The organism is Methylomonas sp. AM2-LC (assembly GCF_039904985.1).
Lineage (GTDB): Bacteria > Pseudomonadota > Gammaproteobacteria > Methylococcales > Methylomonadaceae > Methylomonas.
The window spans coordinates 214,415-233,498 of the sequence record NZ_CP157006.1 but is presented as its reverse complement, the minus strand read 5'-3'; the positions used below and the strand labels follow the sequence as shown (position 1 = coordinate 233,498).

Here is a 19,084-nt window from a genome sequence, read left to right as displayed (position 1 = left end):
AGTAGTAAGCTTGAGACGAGTAACTACAGGCGAAGATAGATAAAAAATGGACGCTATCCGTGTCACAATTTTCTAGAAATGACATTATCTATGTCATAAATGAAATTGCATGTGACACAATTAATGTCAAAACCCTTATAAATTAATAGCCGTTATGACACTAATGCAGTTATTCGACACGACGAAGTAAAAGTTATACCTAGGTTTTTTGTCGCAATGTATAATTTTTACTTCCAACATAAATGCCAAAGTAAATACCTCTCAGTATGGTAAAGGTATGTCATATCAACTCTGGCGCGATTGTTTCGAAGCGGATGGGTGATAGTTTTCAGCGTGACTGATATCTTGGGAGAAAAATATCTAGGTGCAATGGCAGACCTAGGCGCAGGTCCATATCTAACAGCTAATGTAGCGCAAACGTTAGGTGTCAGAATTAATATATTAATGCCTTTTCAGACTAGCTTAATCAAATAGTCATGCTTTATAGTCCATCCCATGGCTATATTGCTTTTTAGGGTTATCCCTTATCTTGTGTGTAAAGATCATTGAATAGATGATAATGGTTGTGAGCCCAAAATTAGTTACGGTCGTAATTCGGCACTCGCTAAATTTTTAATGGCATATTAAACATTCCCGGAGGTTATATGAATAAAGGACTGTGTCTTGACGACCAATTACTGGCTAGAGCCTGGATACGTGGTATACCGATTTCATCACTAACTGACTCAGGTGTAAATGAATTAACTTTTTCCCGCCTAAATTTTGTGCGTAACCAGCTTTATCTAAAATCTTTGCGTCTAAAATTTGATTGGTCTAGTATATGGCTTAACAAGCCACCCACCTCAAAGGAATCAGAAAAACTGACATTACACAGGTTATCTATTCTGATTTCCGAACCAGACATTACACCCTCTTATGAAGATCCTCTAAGCTATTGGGTGCCACCGACAATTCTTTTAAAATTAAAACATCTTAAATTAACAACATGTCAGGAATTTATAACATTTTTTGCAACCAGTGAAAAATTTTGGTGGGCAGGAATTGATGGTCTAGGTGAAGTACACGCAAAACAAGTTCAAGAAATATTTACCAATTTATTTCCGGAAAGCTTGATCAAAGCAGTCGCTGTGATTGATCGCACACCTATTGTCTATGAAACCGGAGTTGTTCCTCTTGAGCGATTGTTGATACCTGAGCATATTAATGGTTCCATGGGCGTCAATCGTTCTGAAACTCGGCCAGATATAGAAATCAATAATGATTTGTCTGCAATTTATGCTTGGTTAAAAAGGCACGATATTCAAACTCATACCTATAGAAGCTATAAACGTGAAGCGGAACGGCTTTTGCTTTGGAGTCTCACTGTAAAATTTAAAGCCATTTCTTCTCTTGATCATGAGGATATTAAAGAATATTTTAAATTTATTAAATCACCTAAGCCTATTGAAAAATGGGTTGGAAGGCCACGGAAACAGAATGATATTCGCTGGCGGCCATTTAAAGGTCCTCTTTCTCACCAGAGCCAAAAATTGGCCTACACCATTATCAAAGGATTGTTTGGTTTTCTTGTTGAAGTGCACTATTTAAAACATAATCCGTTCAGTGTATTACCCATGTTTAAAAAACAAACAAAAGAGGGTGCTATTTTAGTCAATCGATCATTTTCCGAGGCCCAGTGGCATATTATTGACTCAGCTTCTAATAAGCTGATTGACTCTTCTGATAAACTGGCTACGCGTAAAAAATGGTTACGAGCCAGAATGATTAGCTTTTTGGGATTTTCAACCGGATTGCGACTACACGAAATTGTTCAAGCAAAAATTGAAGACGTTAAATATATAGAAAGGATAGACGGCATACAAACTTGGATAACAGTTCTGGGTAAAGGTCAAAAAATTCGTAAAACCCCCCTTCCAAATAGTACCTATATTTTAATTAGACAGACTTATTTATTGCTTACTGGTCTTTCATTTACCTCATCATCACCTGATTACCCTCTAATTCCTTCTTTACGAAAATCTGTTGAAGAGCATGTAATGCCATTGGCCATTCACACCACCATTAAAGGTTTTTTTGAACAAATATCTTTAATGGTAAAGGAAGAGCATCCTGATCTTGCTCAAAAGATTGATAAAGCTAGTACACATTGGTTGCGTCATACCTATGGATCTATTTCTGCAGAAAAATCTGTTCCCTTGTCCATGATTAAAGAAAATATGGGGCATTCTAGTCTTGAAACAACATCGCAGTATATTCATGCTGAGGAAGATGCTAATCATGCTCAGTTTAATAAAATTTTCTAAGAAAATTACACAGAAGAGCGTTCTTATGCAAATATAACATCATTTCATTATGCCTAACCACTAATGAACATCAAAGACTGACCATCCATAGCTATACTTCCCATTATATCGGCCGATTCGTGAAAGACGGTGACGGCCTTTAAAATACGCTATTTAATGATTGATTGCACACTAAATCGGTCAACGGAGTTATCTATTTATTTTGGAAGCTCTGTGGCTCAGGGAATACGGTATAGAGTTCCTTGTAAACTTGTAAGAAGTTTTTATTCGCAATATAGCAATAATCTTGAGTACAGCCTAAGTCGTTACCGTTCAACATTGAACATCCTAAATAGCATTTAGAATGTGAACCTAAATTATCTGTATGAACGAAATGATTGGATATGAAGTATCGAGAGCATTCACAACTTTCGACTGCCACATGTGAAAGTTGGCATACTGCTTATTGCCTACATTGATGCAGTTATTTGGCGTGAGCACGATCGGAAAAATCGCCGGTCACGCAAGAGCGAGATGGACGTCAATAGCATCGAAGAAATTAAACAGTGTAGGTGTGTAGACCGATTTTCACCCAAGGAGGATTAAAATCTTTACTGTCGGAACCTGCAATCGCTACATTGAATCTGTAGCTAGTAGCTACACTTTAATCTTTAATGTGTAGCTACTAGCTACACTTAATTCTTTTTATCAATTACACTTGTTATTGGAGTCGAAAGTTTTTGACTAACAAATTCGTTAATTAATGCCTTAAGTTGCATTGTTTGATCTACGGTAAGAACCCCGCTTGATAACTTTATTGATAGACCATTTGCTGATGATGAGAAAAACCCGATACGTCTTGAGCCGGTATAAAAGTACTCCTGCTCTTTACTAATAATATTGTCAGTTAACAGTATGGTTTTATCATATACAAATTTTGATATTTTTGTCTGATCGATATCACCTGATTCAAGTAATTCGATTGCACAACCAAGGTGATGAATTGCATTCTGATAATTAATATCGGGCATTGCCTTTAGTTTATTCAAAGTGGCAACTATATCGTACGATGCATTTCTTGATATAAACCAAGGATCATTTATAAATTTAGTTTTTATAAAATCTGGTAGCGATTCAAAGCTAAGGTATTTATACATATCTTCTCTACCAAGACCTAGAGATTCAGCAAGATTTTTCTTTGATTTGAAATCATTCTCAATACGCCGTATGGCACACCCAATTTCATAATCTGACAAGTCTTTTCGCCGAACATTTTCAACAAGAGCCATAACAGCCATTTGAGTTTCTGTTACCTCGAATAATACAGAAGGAATCTCAATTCTTTCAAGGATTCGAAAAGCTCTGTATCTGCGTTCGCCGGCGATGATTTGATATTTACCGTCCTCAAGCATCCGCAAAGCTATCGGTTGAATAAGACCTTCTGATTGAATCGAATCAGCAAGCGATTGTATTTCAAAGTCTGGGAAAGTTTGTCTAGGCTGGTATGGGTTAGGTGTGATCTGATTTAAAGGAATATTAGCAATCTTATAGCCAGTTGAATAATCTTCTTCTTGCTTGAAAGCTGGTAATGAAACTGTGTTTCCTGTCGGTAGTTTTCCACTACTAACCAAGGATGCAACTGTCAAACGTTCTTTTTTCATCGTGATTACCTTAAATTATTTTTACAGTACCAATCTTAATGTCGTACTCTTTGATTAAACTTTTTGTGAGCTCAATAATTGATCTGGCCGCAACTGAATTAGGTTCGCGCTCTAAAACCGTGCCACTTTTTTTATCCGCAAGAAGCTCTACTTGACGCATAAAGCTACTGGAATGAGGAATAATATTGTCGTTTACATTGTTTGGGTAACTGCTACACAGCGTCCCCATTGCTTCTTTGCAAGTACCGTAACTTTGATGGTATCCGTTTGCGACTATATGAACACCAAGATGAAATCCTGTTTGGTGGAATGCTTCATTAAGCTCATTAACATTATTGGCTAGCACTTTCATTGCCATAAGTGATTGCCCATCAAGCCAAACGACAGCAAGTATTTTCTTGCATGCGCACATAAAAGTATTGGTAAGAAGATTGGTAGATGGTGCAGAGTCAATTATTACAACATCGTAATTACTCAAAACATCAACGTTTGAATCTAGTAATTTTTTAAATGTAAACTCCCGATTCGTTGCTGACATTAGCCATGAATCGGCGTTAGCTAAAGAAATGTCAGAAGCAATTAAGTCCAACATGCCGTGCTTATATAGTGGAATTATTGCTTCTTGTAAGTTATATGGCTGCTTAAAGTGGTACTTGTACATTAATGTGCCAATATGGGTAATATCCACCTTACTCCAATCAATCCCAAAAAGACTTGTTAGACTTGCTTGAGGGTCACCGTCGATAAGTAGAACCCTTAATCCGTTCATAGCTAAAGTGGTTGCTACACCAGCGCAAAGGGTCGTTTTCCCGGTCCCGCCCTTCGCCATTCGACTAGTGATGATTGGTGGTAGTGTTGCTTGTTTTTTTGAAGCAGTTAACTCTGTATGCCCTAATAGCTGTAATCTTGCTTGACGAATTTCGTGTGGATAGTAAATTTTTTCATAAATTCCTTTACTATCAAACAAAGATCTAAATTTTCTGTTACTACCATCTACAAAGCCGATGAATTCCTGCGCAAGTTTAGCCCTAACACCAAAATCTCTAAATTCACTAAATTTATTGTTCATTGAAAATACCCAGTTTTTGTATTATTTTCAAAGTATACGATAAATTAGTAATTCCAGCACATTATTATTAATTAGCATAATAATGTTACGCGAGAGGCATAATGTTACATTGAATAATATTTGTTTCAAAAGTACCATAACAGAACTAACAACGAGTATTACCGTTCCCGATATAGCATATAGTTATACCAAAACAATAAGTCTCATCTTCGAGTGAAGTGAACGGTCCCTAGGCCGGTGACATTAATCCTTCAGGTGTAGATCGATTTTTGGCCATACATCCCAAAATATTCATGATCTAAATCCGGCATTATCTGCGGATCTTTATTAGGCTATTTGTAAAAATACGTTTTGAATGAAAACTGATGGCTTTTAACATTGAACACCATTAAGTGATTTGAATTCGACTTTCGATAATTAATGGCTTGGTTGGTCGGCTTATGATCGTCTTTTAACGACCCTGGCTGTGTAAAAACGCACAATACTATGGACATATTGAATCTAAGGCAAATGTGTCACGTAGTTGCTACAGCAGTCGAAAGAACATGTAGTAAGGCAATAGAGTTTCATACCAGGTAATAAAGTATCATACTGGTGAAGTAATAAAGATGCATATTGATTTAAAAAAAAGCGAGTGCCGGATTCAACCGTAAAGATTTTAGTCCGTCCTTGGCCTAAAATCGGTCTACACCGGCACGGCTTAATGTCTTCGACGCCCTGGCCGTCCACGTCGCTCGAAGGTAGGACTTCTTGCTCTCTTATGACTCTACGCGCTATCGGGAGGCCTTGCAGGTTTTCCATGAAAACCCGCCCGGCACCTGTGCGCTTCCAGGGACTATTTGGACGACACTCGCTATCGCGTAGTTTCCTGTCCAAACAGCGCAAGTAGTTATAAATCAATAAAGTGATATTTTGTTAAAGAATCTTGTTTTCAGTATGAAACTTTATTACCCGCTCACAGAACAACCATCTATAAATCAAGGCTAGTTTGAACCCTGAATTGAGACGAGTCTGTCATTTACGTACCAACTAATCTGATCAAGGCCATGCGTCTTGGCAAATGCGCCGAAAGGGCACAAATCGTCCTAGGGCTATACGCTTGAAGTCGCTTAGGTGAGATCCCCCGTAGTGCCTGACAAGAATGTCTACCGAGTTGCAAGGTAGATCCGGAGGCTTCTGCTCACAGGGAAAGTGCTTTGTTTCAATCTTGCAAGCTATGTACTCAAGTAGGTCCCGAGCCCCGAACTGGTAAGTTGACCCATCATCCAGCCTGAGATCGTATTGATAGAGTTTGAATCCATGTTCTTCAATCGGAACCTCAGTCACAATAACTTTGACAATCCTACCGAAATTGCTTGCGTAGTGCGAAGTCTAATGATGAAAAACGACGGCTCGTACTCGCCGTCAACACTTTTTAAAAACATAGGATCCTTCCAAGTTATCTAGTTGTTGCGTGCTCCATCGGTATCTATCGATAACAAGCACCCCTCGCTATTTATATTTTTGATTATTCGACAACTGATCTGGAAAGCAGACCTTTGCTGGCCACCGCTCTTGGCCTATAACGTGCATTGACTCCCTAACCAAGTTTTTCACACAAAAAGCTATTACCCTTATCATCGATCCACTCGTAGCTTCATCTCCAAACAGCGATAGACGGCTTTTGACAGTGCCAAATAATATCTATTTCACCCAATAAAATCTAAAAGTTTGCGAAAGCTCTACTTATTTCCACTTGTTTTTCAGAATCATTATCGACCAAGTTTGCACTATTATCATTAAGATCTTGTTTTTTAACAATTGCATTTGAATTAAGATCAATCTTTTCTTTTCCTACAACTCCAATTCCTTGACCCACTAAACCATTCCTTAATCCAACACGAACGAATGACGCTCTTCTTCTTGGTGATATTTTGCTTAACCAATTCCAAATTTCCGGATCGTCATCTTTAGTGACCCTTAACAGAATTCTCAATTCATTATCATTATTTATCATCATTTACACGAGAAACACAGCCGATTTACCAGCTGTGAGGGATAGCGTCCGCTGTACGGCGGCCAATCTCGCATCTCCTTTGTAATTTGCTATCTATGTTTATGAATAGCCATCTGCATGTTGAACATGAGTACTTCATTTTTGATCGATCGTCTTCGTCAATCATGTCTCCACCCAACAAAGAGGGTTGTATGCACACTTAATTTCCTGCCGTGCTCGCAAATGAATTTTCCAAAGTAATTTTCACTCTATGATTTTTAGCGTTTATGTCAGAGCATATAAATTACGCAGTGAGTGCAGTATTCCGAGCGCAAAGAATAGTCCGTCCTTGGCCTAAAATCGGTCTACACCGGCATTTTAATGACTGCTGAGCCCTTGCCCTAAATAAGCGGCCATGCATGCTTCCAAGTAAACAGTACAGGCACATGAGGCACTTCAATGGACTATTTGACTATCGTTCTCTATCCCGTAGCTTCCTGGTCAATCGACTTCCTTAAAAACACCCTCAGTGCAATTATAAGAACGGTTGAAAGTCTATTTTTGCACTCTGTACTTGGCTTAGTGCGGCTGCCAAATATAAAACATCTAAAGTGCTTACTTTTTAGCTATTTTCTTTTGAGGTTCAACTGTCGCTACATTAGTTTTATTTATACTAATGCCTGCTTTAAGATAACCACGTACATTCGAATAAATATCATCTTCACATAGAATTATTTTACGTTTCAAAACAAGCTCAAATTGCTCTTTAAAATATATAGCACCACCTCCGACTATTAAAATTACATCAATATCCTGAAGCTCACCAACTCCAGCCATTAATAACATTGCTCCTTCCTGTATAAACTGATTTACTATAGGAGTGAATTTACTGAAATTGTATTCTTCACCGTTAATTCTCATAACGCAACCTTTTCTAAGCCCTTCGTCAATACGACTAACATCGGAACATTCATAACCCGTATCTGCGTTAATCAGGTTCTTGTATCTTTCCAGTACAGAAGACATTCCATGTCTTATAGAATTACTGCGGCCATCATTCATTACTAATGATTCACACATTAACCAGTCAAGCGTACAATAACCTACATCAATAGTTAAAGATCTCAAATCTTTAAATCTGCTTAATTCATTATTGTCCAAAAAATAATTTACAAAACCGCCCATTGGCTGTGGCATAACTTTAGCCTCATGTACTACTATTCTTTCGCCATCTGGATAATCATGAATTCCAGTTACTTTTTCTCGCATAACATCTTTAAATGAATTATAGTAATCTACTGGAAGACCCGTAATTAGTATATTAATTTCCCTTTTCCCAATAAATCGCAACGCACCTTTTAATAGCGCCATATGTTGAGGTGTTTCAACATAATCTTTTAATAATGGTCTATTTCTACTTTCTTCTACCGACATTGTTTTTGTCACATCGGGGCCGACCATATATTTGAACCCCTCGGCCATCACAGTTAAAATATCGAACTGATCAGACCAGTCTAATACACCTTTATTTACGCTACCATTTACTAATTTTGCTGTTGATGGAAAATGACTTGGCAGGACTATTTTCCCGTTATTATAATAGCTATACTTAACATTTCCATACCCTATATCAACTGCAGCAACACAACTATTTAAACTCATTTACATACTCCTTTTTTCATCTTTTATACTGCTTTTAAAGTAATATTTCTATTAGAGTGCTATTTTGTCGACATTGTCGACCGCTTGATCGACTAGCAATTTTTCTAAAACCATAAAAATGTCTACATGGTCGACGTTGCGACCAATTGGTCGACTAGAAATTTTTCAAATAAATATCGAAACGTCTACTCGGTCGACTGTGTCGATCATTTGGTCGACAAGCCATCTCGACGTATATTTCGAATATCTTTTAAAGTATTTTTACACATTTTTAACTATTTATAACGATCGAAAGGTGCCAAAAAAAAGCCTAATTCAAATTATTTACAAATCAAATATCCATCATTATCTAAAAGATGTGTCCTCAAAATTCCTTGACTTTATTTCAACTGATCATTAGCATTTTAGGTTCTTCGTATGAGCATCGGGTAACCCATGCATGGTTTAGAAAAGCGTTTCGGACCAATAAAGAGTAACAGAAAGGCACTTAGAAACTACGCCTGTCGCGAGTGACATGGAAGCCACCAACCGACACCCTATACGCATTTGCGTCAAACTTAGTCGTTGATTTTCAACGCATTCAAATTTTTTGTTCATTTAAAGGACACGCTCTAGTCTTGTCCGAATTCTTTGCAGCAATTTGCTGCTTTCTATACTCCCGCCTTTGCCGGAGTCATCACTGCATATCTTATCCGCTCTCGCTTTGCGATTACGCCGCCGATTCGATCTGCGCTTACAGCGCCCCCTTGGTTGTTTTTTTAAAGCCTGGCTTTTAAAAAGAGACGTATTATTTTTTTCGTTCTTTTACGAATAGAATCATATGCATACAACTGAGAATCTTAAGGTTTTTTAAGGTTTTCACTATTCCAACCGAGAATTTGATTGCGAACGATGTAGTGACTGAGAGCATTCGGCTCGATGTACGATTGACAACCCATCCAGATCAAATGCTTCTAGCAGACGCCTCTTGTCTGTAATAACCCCTGTCGTCAATGCTAACCTGCCAAGAGAATTATCTTGTGCATCAACTTTCACCTTGCGAGCACATGTCCGCATTGAAAGAAGGGGTTTCGGAGTCGAGGTTCCCCTCGCTCGCAAGTAAAACTATTCGGACAACCTACGACTCCACCATAAAGAATTTTCCTTATGAGAATTCTTTGAGGTGGTGTTGTGAAATGGATTTTTTACCGGAGATAAATTCTGGTGTTTTAAAAAATGGCTTCCCACTTGCCAGGTAAAAGTGTGTCTAATTTTGGACAACTTATGGCTATATTAAGAAACATAAGACGAAAAGAAATTATTGCTGACTTAAATATTCTTCCTGTTATATCGGCGAGGGTTTTTGGAGTGCAAAGTCGGTTCATCAGCTGCGATTTTCTATACCGGAAATTTTCTGTGAGCGATGTAAACTTGCTGTCAGTAGTATACGGATTGCCCCATAAATACCGATTACCTGATCACCAATATATTCGTACCGGCATCTATAGTTCGGAGACCTCTATATTCGAAGATGATATTTTTGTAGTGCTTGATTTAGCCAAACTGATTTGTTCTTGCTATGGAAAAGACGGCTATAAACTTATTGCTGATATTACGAAATTCGAGTTGATTTCATATCAATTTACGCTTGAATACGAATACTCATTGCTTTCGCATAGGAATCGTCTTAATAAAATTGATAAAAGGAAAATTTCCAATCATTATGTAAAAGTTCTGATTGAAATAAGTTGGTATTGGTTGATTGTTGATTTATTGATGACACCGCGTAAAACGTACCCGGAAATATCGGTTATAGAGAATATATAGTTTGCGATTTCTACAAACAAAGAAATAGGATCGCAAATAGTAACCAATATCACTGACACTGACTACTCTAACTCATTAAAATTCTTTGTTAGATATTTTATATTAATTTGAATATAGCGAAAGGTCTTATTTCTGAAATTCTTTCTTGGTCACCAGAATATTTAAAGTCAGACACTAACTTATCCGTCGAATAAATTTAAAAACTAAAATGTGAAACCAACATTTATTTATCTGATAGTGAATAATAAAATATAAGTATTGCTCTGTGAATGTGCATTAAATTATCATCTAATTTACGAGGTTTAATTTATGTCTAGGAATTATGGTGCCGGTAGTCGAGTAATGAGTGAAGCGGCAAAACTATTGCTGAATAAAAAGTTTGCAGGTAGTGATCAATCTATTGCAGACATCTCACAACGATTTAGAAAATTTTGTATTTATGCTGAGCCATTTTGTGTTAAGAAACTTGAGAATATAACTGCAGAAATAGTTATTCAGTACGGTCAACACCTTCAGAAAGGAATTGACTCTGGCTTATACAAAACATCTTCTCTACCTAAGAATTTAATCTCATCAATTAATACTATTATGCATCTGGCGATTGGTGATAAATGGAAAACAGTAAGGCCTGGTAAAGATTGCGGCATACAAGCGAGAAGTTATATTCCAAAGGAATCTAAAGCATTAAGTGAAGGTGAACATAATGAAGCCATTTCAAAACTAAATGACGATAGATTATCTGCCATTATGAATCTGCAACGCTCTTTTGGGCTAAGGTTTAAAGAGTCCTGTTTACTTGACGCAAAGGCTGCTCTTCGACATGCGAAAAAATACAACGAGATTAAATTAATTTCTGGCACCAAAGGCGGAAAGCCGAGAACAGTCCCGTGTGATCAATACGGATTTGACGCCTTAAAAAAAGCAGCAGCCGTTCAAGATGGTCGATCATTAATACCGACAGGTCAGACATACAAGGAATTTCATACATGGTGTTATAACCGAGCCACTGCAGTTCAGTTAGGAGGATTTCACTCTGAGCGACATTTTTACGCCCAAGAACGCTACACGGAATTAACTGGAGCTCCTGCCCCAATAAATGCGGGCTGGACAAAAAGCGAACGAATCTCAAATTTATCAATCATGCTGAAGATTGATTTTGAAAAAGCTAAGGAAATTGATGCTGCTGCTCGATTACAGATATCTATTGAGCTAGGTCATCAGCGTGCACAGATCACCAGAACATATGTAGGATAAGACTAATGTTAGTTGAAGAGGCCAAATTGAAATTTTATGGACAGTTCATGCAGCATGGCAGTAAACGCTATAGAAAAGAAAAGTTTTCAAAAATATCTGAAATTCTAAACTGGATTGAGGTTGAATACCGAGTGCAATCTTTAGGGCAGATTGGAAATAATCATGTATTGGGCTATTGGAAATCGCACCGGACTCTCAGTGACATTACCTCTCAAAAATACTGGCTTGCCGTTAAAGATCTCTGGGTTTTCTTAAAAAAAGTAGGTGATCCGCCCAAACCTTATACCAAGGATGATTTGATAAAAAAAGTAGAAAGCCGTACTCCAAAAATTAATTCCTTCTCCGATTTCGGATTAGCACTTCGTAGCGTTATGGATCTAAGTGATATCCCTGTAATAGGACTAGCTAATGCTACTGGAATAGAAGTGAGGGAATTAGTAGAAATTGCCAATGGCCGGTTAGAACCAAGTTTTGTCCAGTTAAACGCACTTATGAATGCTACAAGTATTCGTTTTACTATCGATTATTGACATCCTCGCTGCCCTAAAGGACGGTGATTCCTACGGCGCTCAAGCAGCTAATGCTGCCTGAGTCGCTTCGGCGGGTTCTTGGCCCGACGCCCCAACAGCAGGCGAAGTATCTGCACAAGCTAACCGGGCGTGTCCCGCCCTTAACATATTGATCGCACCGACCAGATCGGCGTTTTCCTCGAAACCGCATTCCACGCACTCGAACCGCGCCTGGCTTAGCCGGTTCTCTTTGGCGACATGGCTGCAGCACGGACAAGTCCGGCTGGTATTTCTTGGCGGCACGGCAACGAGTTGCCCGCCGTTCCAGGCCAGTTTGTAGTCCAACTGGCGACGGAACTCATGCCATCCTTGATCGAGGATGGACTTGTTCAGGCCGGATTTGGCTCGAACGTTTTTACCCGGCGTTTCGGTGGTGCCTGCCGCCGACTTGGACATATTCCGGACCTGCAAATCCTCGATACACACCATCGCGTGGTTTTGGCTGATCGTGGTCGTGGCTTTGTGCAGGTAGTCGCGGCGGGCATTGCCGATACGGGCATGGATTTTTTGGACTTTGGCTTTCGCTTTTTTCCAATTGTTGCTGAACTTCTGCTTGCGGCTCATGGCTCGTTGAGCCTTCACCAAGGCATTCTCTTGGCGTTTAAAACTATTGAGCGGAGCGAAATAGGAACCATCGCTCAGCGTGGCAAAACGGGCGATACCCATGTCGATACCGACAATGGCGGTCGATGGATGTACCAGTGCATCGATCTCGCGCTCAGTCTGAATCGAGATGAACCACTTGCCTTGTTTGCCGGACACGGTGACGTTTTTCACGACACCCAATACTTCCCGGCTGTTGCGGTAGCGAATCCAGCCTAACTTGGGCAGGAATATCCGGCTGTTGGCCTGGTCAAGTTTGCAGCCTTGCGGATAGCGAAAGCTATCTGATTGGCCTTTCTTCTTGAAGCGCGGAAAATCTGCGCGTTTGGCAAAAAAGTTTTTGTAGGCTCGCTCCAGGTCTTTCAGAGTTTGTTGCAAGGGTTGGCTTGGCGACACTTTGAGCCATTGAATGGCCGGGTCTTGCTTCCACAATGGCAATAGGTTCGCTAAAGTGGTGTAACTGAATTTGACTGTTTTGTCGGCGGCATACTGCTCGCTTTGCCAAGCCAATGCCTTGTTGAACACGAAACGGCAAGCACCGGCAAACCGGCGCATATTGCGTAGCTGTTCGCCGTTGGGCTGTAGTTCGTATTTGTAGGCTTGCAAGCGTTTCATGCTTGCCATTATACTTGGTCTATGGAAAATAACAACGACATTAGGCACGGTAGACACTGTGTTTTTAACATGCACGTCCACTTGGTCTTTGTGACAAAATACCGCCGAGGCGTGTTCACCAAAGAAGTGATAGATGACTTGCGGGGCATCTTCTCCGGCGTATGTACCGACTTCGAGGCCGAACTGGTAGAGTTCGACGGCGAAGATGACCACGTTCACCTGTTAGTGAACTATCCGCCCAAGGTTGCAGTATCGGCGCTAGTGAACAGCTTGAAAGGCGTATCGAGCCGGATGATTCGCAAAAAGAATTATCCGAGCATTAAGAAAAAGCTATGGGGCGGCGCTTTATGGTCGCCAAGTTATTTTGCCAGCAGCTGTGGCGGTGCGCCGATTGAAATCATTCGGCAGTACATCGAGCAACAGAAGACACCAAGCTAACGATCAGGACGCTATCGTGTCCGCGCTATTCATCCTCGCCCTGAACGACAGGGTTTTTCGCGCAATCCGATAAATCAAGATTGTCTTGGGCTTATATTTTGAGCGGGCGTATTAAACTATCAGCTAAACCAGCTGAATTGATGCCAATAATTTGAAAAATGCGCATCCTAATATATTCTTATTCACTTTATCCCCAAAAACTGTGGATAACCTTGTGACAAAACAGTGACAAATACACCTAACTCCATGCCAACATTACAGGAATGTTTAAATTGTATAAAAAATGGTCAGCCGTAGATTCTGAAATTGCGCCACCGACAACAATTGACAGTGCAGTCGATCGTCTGCTCATAATATTAACTGATGAAGATAAATCAAAAATTTCGAGCATAGACCAAGATAATCTAATCAATTTACACTTTGGTCTAGGAACAATGATACGTAATGCATTTGGGCTTCATGAGTCTGATAGTGCATTAATAGCATCGTGTAACCACCTAAACGCTGATGATGTCTCAATGATCATCATCAAACAACTGTGGCAAAGATTACAGGAAAGTCGTCATGATCATTACTAAAGCCAGGTTGATATTACTGCTTCTGGTTTGTGTAAATACTCTATGTTATGCAGACTCTCCAATTGCTCCGGATAGTCAAAAAACGCCTGGCGATGTACTGACAACCGACCCCAATGCCATCTGTGTGCCAGGATACACCAAGACTGTTCGTAATGTGCCAAAACAAGTGAAGGATCAAGCTTATCGCAATTATGGTATTTATAGCAGGCAACCAGGTGAATACGAAGTTGATCACCTGATTAGTCTTGAGCTAGGAGGCTCAAATTCTATAAAAAACTTGTGGCCTGAATCCTTTGTTACGCATCCGCTGAATGCGCATATCAAAGATGAACTCGAAAATAAGCTACATGAACTCATCTGTTCGCACCAATTGCCTGTCGAACAAGCACAACGGGACATTGCCAATAACTGGATTGCGGCCTATGAAAAGTATGTCGGACCATTGCCCGGTGAAAAGACTGAACAGCATAGTCAGGCGATGACACAACCCATTGTCTCAAATAAAGTGGCAGTGATCGGTACCAAACCTCAAGAAAATGTAGATACCAGTCCGGATGAAGCCGTGAATTGCCCATCCTCCGCACCGATAAAAGTGTCTAAGAAAGGTATCTATCATGTTGTGGGAGATCGTGATTATGATCGTACTAAGGCCAAAAACTGTTTTGCGACACCTTTAGCTGCTGAAGCTTCTGGATTTAGAGCGCCGAAGTAATTTATACTTAACCTCTAAGCTAAATCTTTATTGATGTCGTGATAAATAGCCACGATTTTTAGATCAAACCTTTCTTATTACATGCCTTTTACTAGGCATTTAACCATTATTCAATGATTTTAAAGACGATAAAACCAATTTTGTTATTTTGCCTATTAACATGCCCTATTGCAAGTGATGCGGGCTCTGTCGTCGAGGAGATTACAAATGCTACTTATGATTGGGCTAAAACGCTGACAGGCCGAATGACTAATGATATGCAGCATAATACCCAACGGGTACAAGGTAAAGAAATCTTAAGGCCTGAGGAAGCTAGGAACGAAACCAACCCGATAGATAACCCGGATGACTGGGACTTTATCGAATCTACCAAACAAAAGTGTTGGTTTCATAAACGCACTCGAAAAAAAATCTGCGAAAATAAATAACAGATTAAATAGCAGGCTACTTTAGGAAATTTGTCTAACGGCTGTGCATTTTGGATAGGCGCTACACCCCCAAAACTGATGCCCTTGATGGATGCCGGATTTTACTGTTCTCAGCACCATTGGACTACCACACTTATGACAAAATTCATCAGTTTTACCTTGCTGTTTTTTTTTGATCAGACTTTTTACATGCTTGACGTGATCCCTGTGATTCTTGAATATAGGTGTTAGCCGCTTTGATTGAATTTTTTCACACACCTCCAGGACTTCAGCTTCGGTCATCAATACTTTAGTTTGGCGTTTGATAAAGCGAATACAACCACGAGTAAACACAACATTGTCAGGCATGGGTGTTTTAAAATAGCTATTACCAACAAATACAACGAGGGAAAATAGCTTATTGGGGTCAAGAGCCAATTCTGATTGTAAGGTCTGGGTGTGCTTATAATTTTGTAGAAGTGGGTTTTGAAATTTCCACTTACGTTTATAAATTTGCTGCGTCCACATTTTTTGCTGTGCACGACCAAATATCCATCCTTTAATATTTTTGGTTTCGATGACAAAAATGCCATAGCGCGATACGATAACATGATCAATTTGCGTGCTACCGTCTTCGGTTTTTAAGGTGACGTTTTTGAACAAGGTATAGATTTTCTTATCAAGAAAGAGCTGTGCGGCAATATTAACTCGTAACTCACCGATGGTGCCTTTCATAAACGGGCTTTTTAAAAATGCGATCAAGATCAGTAGAAGGATTGGTGCCAGCCAAGAATAAGCATCAATAACCGAACCGAAAGCTTTTAGTAGGTGGTTAATGTCCATTTAGTTTTTTGTTTTTTGTCTAAGAATATTTACAGTCATCAGCATTTCGGTGGAGGTTTTTTCATATGTGCGGACGCTTCAATTTAACAGCAACGCCAGAAAGTATAGCTGAGCATTTTCAGTTGCCGAGGCTGCCGCGCTTTGAAAAAAGTTACAACATCACGCCTGAACAAAAGATTCTGTGTATCGTAGAGCTTGAAGATAAATCTTTAAAGGCGGTTAATTTGTTTTGGGGTCTAGTGCCGTCCTGGTCAAAAGATGCTAAAAATAGTCATCACTTGATCAACGCTAGAGCCGAAACCATTAGAGAAAAGCCATCCTTTAGAGCAGCATTTCATAGGCGTCGATGTTTGATCGTCGCCTCTGGATTTTTTGAGTGGCAAAAATTAGAGCACGGTAAACAGGCATTCCATATTCACAGGCTAGATAACGATTTATTTGCCTTCGCAGGTCTTTGGGAGCATTGGCAACAGGAACAGCAAACTCTCTACTCCTGTACCATCATTACCACCGAAGCGGCAGAGCTGATGCAGCCTATCCATGAACGTATGCCGGTGATCATTTCTAGCGACCATTACCGAGATTGGTTAGGTAAAGCGACCGACCAAAATCACGCGTTTCAATTGTTGGATAATGAATCTTATCAGTCGATGCAGGCTACTCCTGTCAGTGATTGGGTGAATAATCCCTTACACAATGATAAGCGGTGTATTAATGAGAACAATGACTAATCAGGTTTGGACAAAAAATGGGTTCTCGACCATAGAAGTTTAGTTTAAGGTTAACGCTAGCCAAATCATGATCACCTGACTTTTAAATTAATACATTTTAAAAATCACATCCTTTTCAGTTTCCTCCAATTTTTCAAACCCTCCCCGAAATAACTTTGCCACCTGGCGACAAATATCCTGCGCTGTTTGATCAGGAAACTACGCGCAGCGAGTGACGGCCAAATAGATCATTTGCCATGCGTGTTTACTCGAAAACCTACAATTCCTCTCGATAGCGAGTTGCCTAAATGGATGTAAGACCTATATCTGTTTTTACCAGGTTTTCACCCCAGACTCTAACATGTTAGTCATAGAGTACAAAGACGTTCTATTTGAAAGGTAATGCAAAATGCGATTCTTTTAATATTACCTTTTGCTATTTATCAAGTAAAATTAACTTATCTTTTTAATTGGCTTTTTTAATGAGTTCTAAAACCCACATCTATTATCCAACTGACATAGGAAGGCTTTTTTGGTTGGCATCTCGGGAACGAAATGGTTTTGCTGATGTGGGTTTATCAGTTTCGGCGACCTATTGTGTTGCTTTCTATAAAGACATACCTGTTAACGAAGTGAATATTAGCGATGTTACAGTTCTTTTAACTGAAACACTCGACCATTACTACAATCATCTTATTAGTCAAAATTTTCCCGTAGATGATATATCTATTGATGTTGAATCAGTATTGATCGAATCAACCAGTGGCGTATTAAATGAAAATCTGATATCGAGATTAATTATTAGCGCCGGCATGGAATTGTTGGCTGGTCAGCCACTGCTATCATCTAATTTAATCGTTAATCTCGATGGACCTGATGACGATGTTTTTGAAATTTGGCAGCTTGTTGTATCTGGGTTGTATTTCAATCAACCTGAAGTCCATCAAGATTTAACTGAGAAAAAAACAGCAAAGATTTATAAATTATTTCCAAATAAATAATCTCATTAATCCTAACATTAGCAGCAAAGGACGCAAAATATTTACAGTCGGAATCCGGCGCTCGCTTTATTCCTAAATAATTTATACCATCGAAATTTGGAGACTTCACTGAAAGTTGAATACTAATTCTGGTCTAAGGAGAAGCGAGATTGGCCAATTAACATCCGGCTCAACACCGACTAGCAGTACCAGAGAAATTCTCTTCAAAATCCAAAACCGAATTAGAAATAATTAGCTCATCTTAAAACCAAGGAATGCATACCCGTGATTAAAGATTTTAACTTAGAGTGGACCAATAAAAGCTGTTCTCTTTGCGAAAATCTAACTTCATGTCGCACACAAATTGTGTTGGCCACACCTTCTAAACAAGGCGGTCTGCTAGCCATTGGTGAGGCTCCCGGCCATTCAGAAGATGTCAAAGGGGAAGGATTTGTCGGAATTGCCGGTAAAACATTAGACCGTCTTTTGTTGCCCCACGGCATAGGCCGGAATGATTACGGTCGTGCTAATATATGCCGCTGTCGTCCACCTGAAAACAGGAAGCCAACACCAAACGAAATCGAAGCCTGCCTGCCATTTCTTGTTGATCTCATCCAGAAAACCAAGCCAAAAGTGATTCTCACTGTAGGAGGAACGCCGACAAGTATTTTCTTCGGTAAGGGATCTTTGTATTCAAAGATTACAGATCAAGTCGCATATAACGACTGTAGCTCATTACTTTACAAAGATTTTGCTCACAAAGGCATGTCTAATATTTTGCCCGAGATACCTTATATTGTACCAACACCTCACACCAGTCCACTTGCATTTAATAGAAACGCTCCGTCCGGAGAGAAATGGGCTGTTATTGCTGAGCGTCAGGTTGATATTGCCGTAAAACTACTTCTTAATCACTAAAA

At 39.5% G+C, this 19,084-nt stretch carries 16 protein-coding genes; 10 read left to right on the top strand and 6 right to left on the bottom strand.

Annotated elements, in window-relative coordinates; all coding sequences use genetic code 11:
* Positions 1-644 precede the first annotated feature (644 nt).
* Positions 645-2,303 (top strand): site-specific integrase, encoded by a 1,659-nt coding sequence (locus ABH008_RS23635; RefSeq protein ID WP_347990110.1) that lies wholly within the window; start codon positions 645-647, stop codon positions 2,301-2,303.
* A gap of 674 nt (positions 2,304-2,977) precedes the next feature.
* On the opposite strand, the gene ABH008_RS23630 is transcribed toward ABH008_RS23635, so the two are convergent.
* The 4 genes from ABH008_RS23630 to ABH008_RS23615 form a co-directional block, all read right to left on the bottom strand.
* Complete coding sequence (locus ABH008_RS23630; RefSeq protein ID WP_347990109.1) at positions 2,978-3,943, bottom strand: ParB/RepB/Spo0J family partition protein; 966 nt, start codon at positions 3,941-3,943, stop codon at positions 2,978-2,980.
* A gap of 10 nt (positions 3,944-3,953) precedes the next feature.
* Positions 3,954-5,012 carry a ParA family protein gene (locus ABH008_RS23625; RefSeq protein ID WP_347990108.1) on the bottom strand — a complete coding sequence of 353 codons (1,059 nt, stop codon included), beginning with the start codon at positions 5,010-5,012 and terminating at the stop codon, positions 3,954-3,956.
* Between the two features lie 1,702 nt (positions 5,013-6,714).
* Positions 6,715-7,011: a hypothetical protein gene (locus tag ABH008_RS23620; RefSeq protein WP_347990107.1), complete on the bottom strand. Its 297-nt coding sequence runs from the start codon at positions 7,009-7,011 to the stop codon at positions 6,715-6,717.
* Positions 7,012-7,602: 591 nt separating this feature from the next.
* Positions 7,603-8,649, bottom strand: a complete 1,047-nt coding sequence (locus ABH008_RS23615) for a PRTRC system protein D (RefSeq protein WP_347990106.1) — start codon at positions 8,647-8,649, stop codon at positions 7,603-7,605.
* A 1,395-nt stretch (positions 8,650-10,044) separates the two neighbouring features.
* On the opposite strand from ABH008_RS23615, the gene ABH008_RS23610 reads away from it, so the two are divergent.
* From ABH008_RS23610 to ABH008_RS23600, 3 genes are all read left to right on the top strand, one after another.
* Positions 10,045-10,455, top strand: a complete 411-nt coding sequence (locus ABH008_RS23610) for a hypothetical protein (protein ID WP_347990105.1) — start codon at positions 10,045-10,047, stop codon at positions 10,453-10,455.
* 309 nt (positions 10,456-10,764) lie between these two features.
* A complete protein-coding gene (locus tag ABH008_RS23605; protein WP_347990104.1) occupies positions 10,765-11,709 on the top strand; it encodes an integrase domain-containing protein in 945 nt (314 codons plus the stop codon).
* Between the two features lie 5 nt (positions 11,710-11,714).
* Positions 11,715-12,239: a hypothetical protein gene (locus tag ABH008_RS23600; RefSeq protein ID WP_347990103.1), complete on the top strand. Its 525-nt coding sequence runs from the start codon at positions 11,715-11,717 to the stop codon at positions 12,237-12,239.
* 39 nt (positions 12,240-12,278) lie between these two features.
* Here ABH008_RS23600 and ABH008_RS23595 read toward each other — a convergent pair whose 3' ends face one another.
* Positions 12,279-13,496 carry a transposase gene (locus ABH008_RS23595; protein WP_347990102.1) on the bottom strand — a complete coding sequence of 406 codons (1,218 nt, stop codon included), beginning with the start codon at positions 13,494-13,496 and terminating at the stop codon, positions 12,279-12,281.
* A gap of 21 nt (positions 13,497-13,517) precedes the next feature.
* On the opposite strand from ABH008_RS23595, the gene tnpA reads away from it, so the two are divergent.
* The 3 genes from tnpA (at position 13,518) to ABH008_RS23580 (ending at position 15,224) form a co-directional block, all read left to right on the top strand.
* Positions 13,518-13,934, top strand: a complete 417-nt coding sequence (gene tnpA, locus ABH008_RS23590; RefSeq protein WP_347990101.1) for an IS200/IS605 family transposase — start codon at positions 13,518-13,520, stop codon at positions 13,932-13,934.
* A 272-nt stretch (positions 13,935-14,206) separates the two neighbouring features.
* Positions 14,207-14,512: a DUF6794 domain-containing protein gene (locus ABH008_RS23585; RefSeq protein WP_347990100.1), complete on the top strand. Its 306-nt coding sequence runs from the start codon at positions 14,207-14,209 to the stop codon at positions 14,510-14,512.
* Positions 14,499-15,224, top strand: coding sequence for a hypothetical protein (locus ABH008_RS23580; RefSeq protein WP_347990099.1), 726 nt, complete (start codon positions 14,499-14,501; stop codon positions 15,222-15,224). The genes ABH008_RS23585 and ABH008_RS23580 overlap by 14 nt, the downstream gene beginning before the upstream one ends.
* Before the next feature lie 449 nt (positions 15,225-15,673).
* On the opposite strand, the gene ABH008_RS23575 is transcribed toward ABH008_RS23580, so the two are convergent.
* On the bottom strand, positions 15,674-16,474 hold the full coding sequence (locus tag ABH008_RS23575) for an NERD domain-containing protein (RefSeq protein WP_347990098.1): 801 nt from the start codon (positions 16,472-16,474) through the stop codon (positions 15,674-15,676).
* A gap of 65 nt (positions 16,475-16,539) precedes the next feature.
* On the opposite strand from ABH008_RS23575, the gene ABH008_RS23570 reads away from it, so the two are divergent.
* The 3 genes from ABH008_RS23570 to ABH008_RS23560 all read left to right on the top strand — a co-directional run bounded on the left by ABH008_RS23570 (position 16,540) and on the right by ABH008_RS23560 (position 19,082).
* Entirely contained in the window at positions 16,540-17,205 is a 666-nt protein-coding gene (locus ABH008_RS23570) for an SOS response-associated peptidase (protein WP_347990097.1), read from the top strand.
* Positions 17,206-17,666: 461 nt separating this feature from the next.
* Positions 17,667-18,185: a hypothetical protein gene (locus ABH008_RS23565; protein WP_347990096.1), complete on the top strand. Its 519-nt coding sequence runs from the start codon at positions 17,667-17,669 to the stop codon at positions 18,183-18,185.
* Between the two features lie 264 nt (positions 18,186-18,449).
* The gene (locus ABH008_RS23560; RefSeq protein WP_347990095.1) at positions 18,450-19,082 is read left to right on the top strand and encodes a uracil-DNA glycosylase; all 633 of its coding nucleotides are present in this window, start codon (positions 18,450-18,452) and stop codon (positions 19,080-19,082) included.
* Positions 19,083-19,084 lie beyond the last annotated feature (2 nt).

Bases quoted from the DNA above. Each gene is read 5' to 3' on its own strand.
- ABH008_RS23635 (WP_347990110.1), top strand. From the start codon at position 645: ATGAATAAAGGACTGTGTCTTGACGACCAATTACTGGCTAGAGCCTGG.
- ABH008_RS23630 (WP_347990109.1), bottom strand. From the start codon at position 3,943: ATGAAAAAAGAACGTTTGACAGTTGCATCCTTGGTTAGTAGTGGAAAA.
- ABH008_RS23625 (WP_347990108.1), bottom strand. From the start codon at position 5,012: ATGAACAATAAATTTAGTGAATTTAGAGATTTTGGTGTTAGGGCTAAA.
- ABH008_RS23620 (WP_347990107.1), bottom strand. From the start codon at position 7,011: ATGATGATAAATAATGATAATGAATTGAGAATTCTGTTAAGGGTCACT.
- ABH008_RS23615 (WP_347990106.1), bottom strand. From the start codon at position 8,649: ATGAGTTTAAATAGTTGTGTTGCTGCAGTTGATATAGGGTATGGAAAT.
- ABH008_RS23605 (WP_347990104.1), top strand. From the start codon at position 10,765: ATGTCTAGGAATTATGGTGCCGGTAGTCGAGTAATGAGTGAAGCGGCA.
- ABH008_RS23600 (WP_347990103.1), top strand. From the start codon at position 11,715: ATGTTAGTTGAAGAGGCCAAATTGAAATTTTATGGACAGTTCATGCAG.
- ABH008_RS23595 (WP_347990102.1), bottom strand. From the start codon at position 13,496: ATGAAACGCTTGCAAGCCTACAAATACGAACTACAGCCCAACGGCGAA.
- tnpA (WP_347990101.1), top strand. From the start codon at position 13,518: ATGGAAAATAACAACGACATTAGGCACGGTAGACACTGTGTTTTTAAC.
- ABH008_RS23580 (WP_347990099.1), top strand. From the start codon at position 14,499: ATGATCATTACTAAAGCCAGGTTGATATTACTGCTTCTGGTTTGTGTA.
- ABH008_RS23575 (WP_347990098.1), bottom strand. From the start codon at position 16,474: ATGGACATTAACCACCTACTAAAAGCTTTCGGTTCGGTTATTGATGCT.
- ABH008_RS23570 (WP_347990097.1), top strand. From the start codon at position 16,540: ATGTGCGGACGCTTCAATTTAACAGCAACGCCAGAAAGTATAGCTGAG.
- ABH008_RS23565 (WP_347990096.1), top strand. From the start codon at position 17,667: ATGAGTTCTAAAACCCACATCTATTATCCAACTGACATAGGAAGGCTT.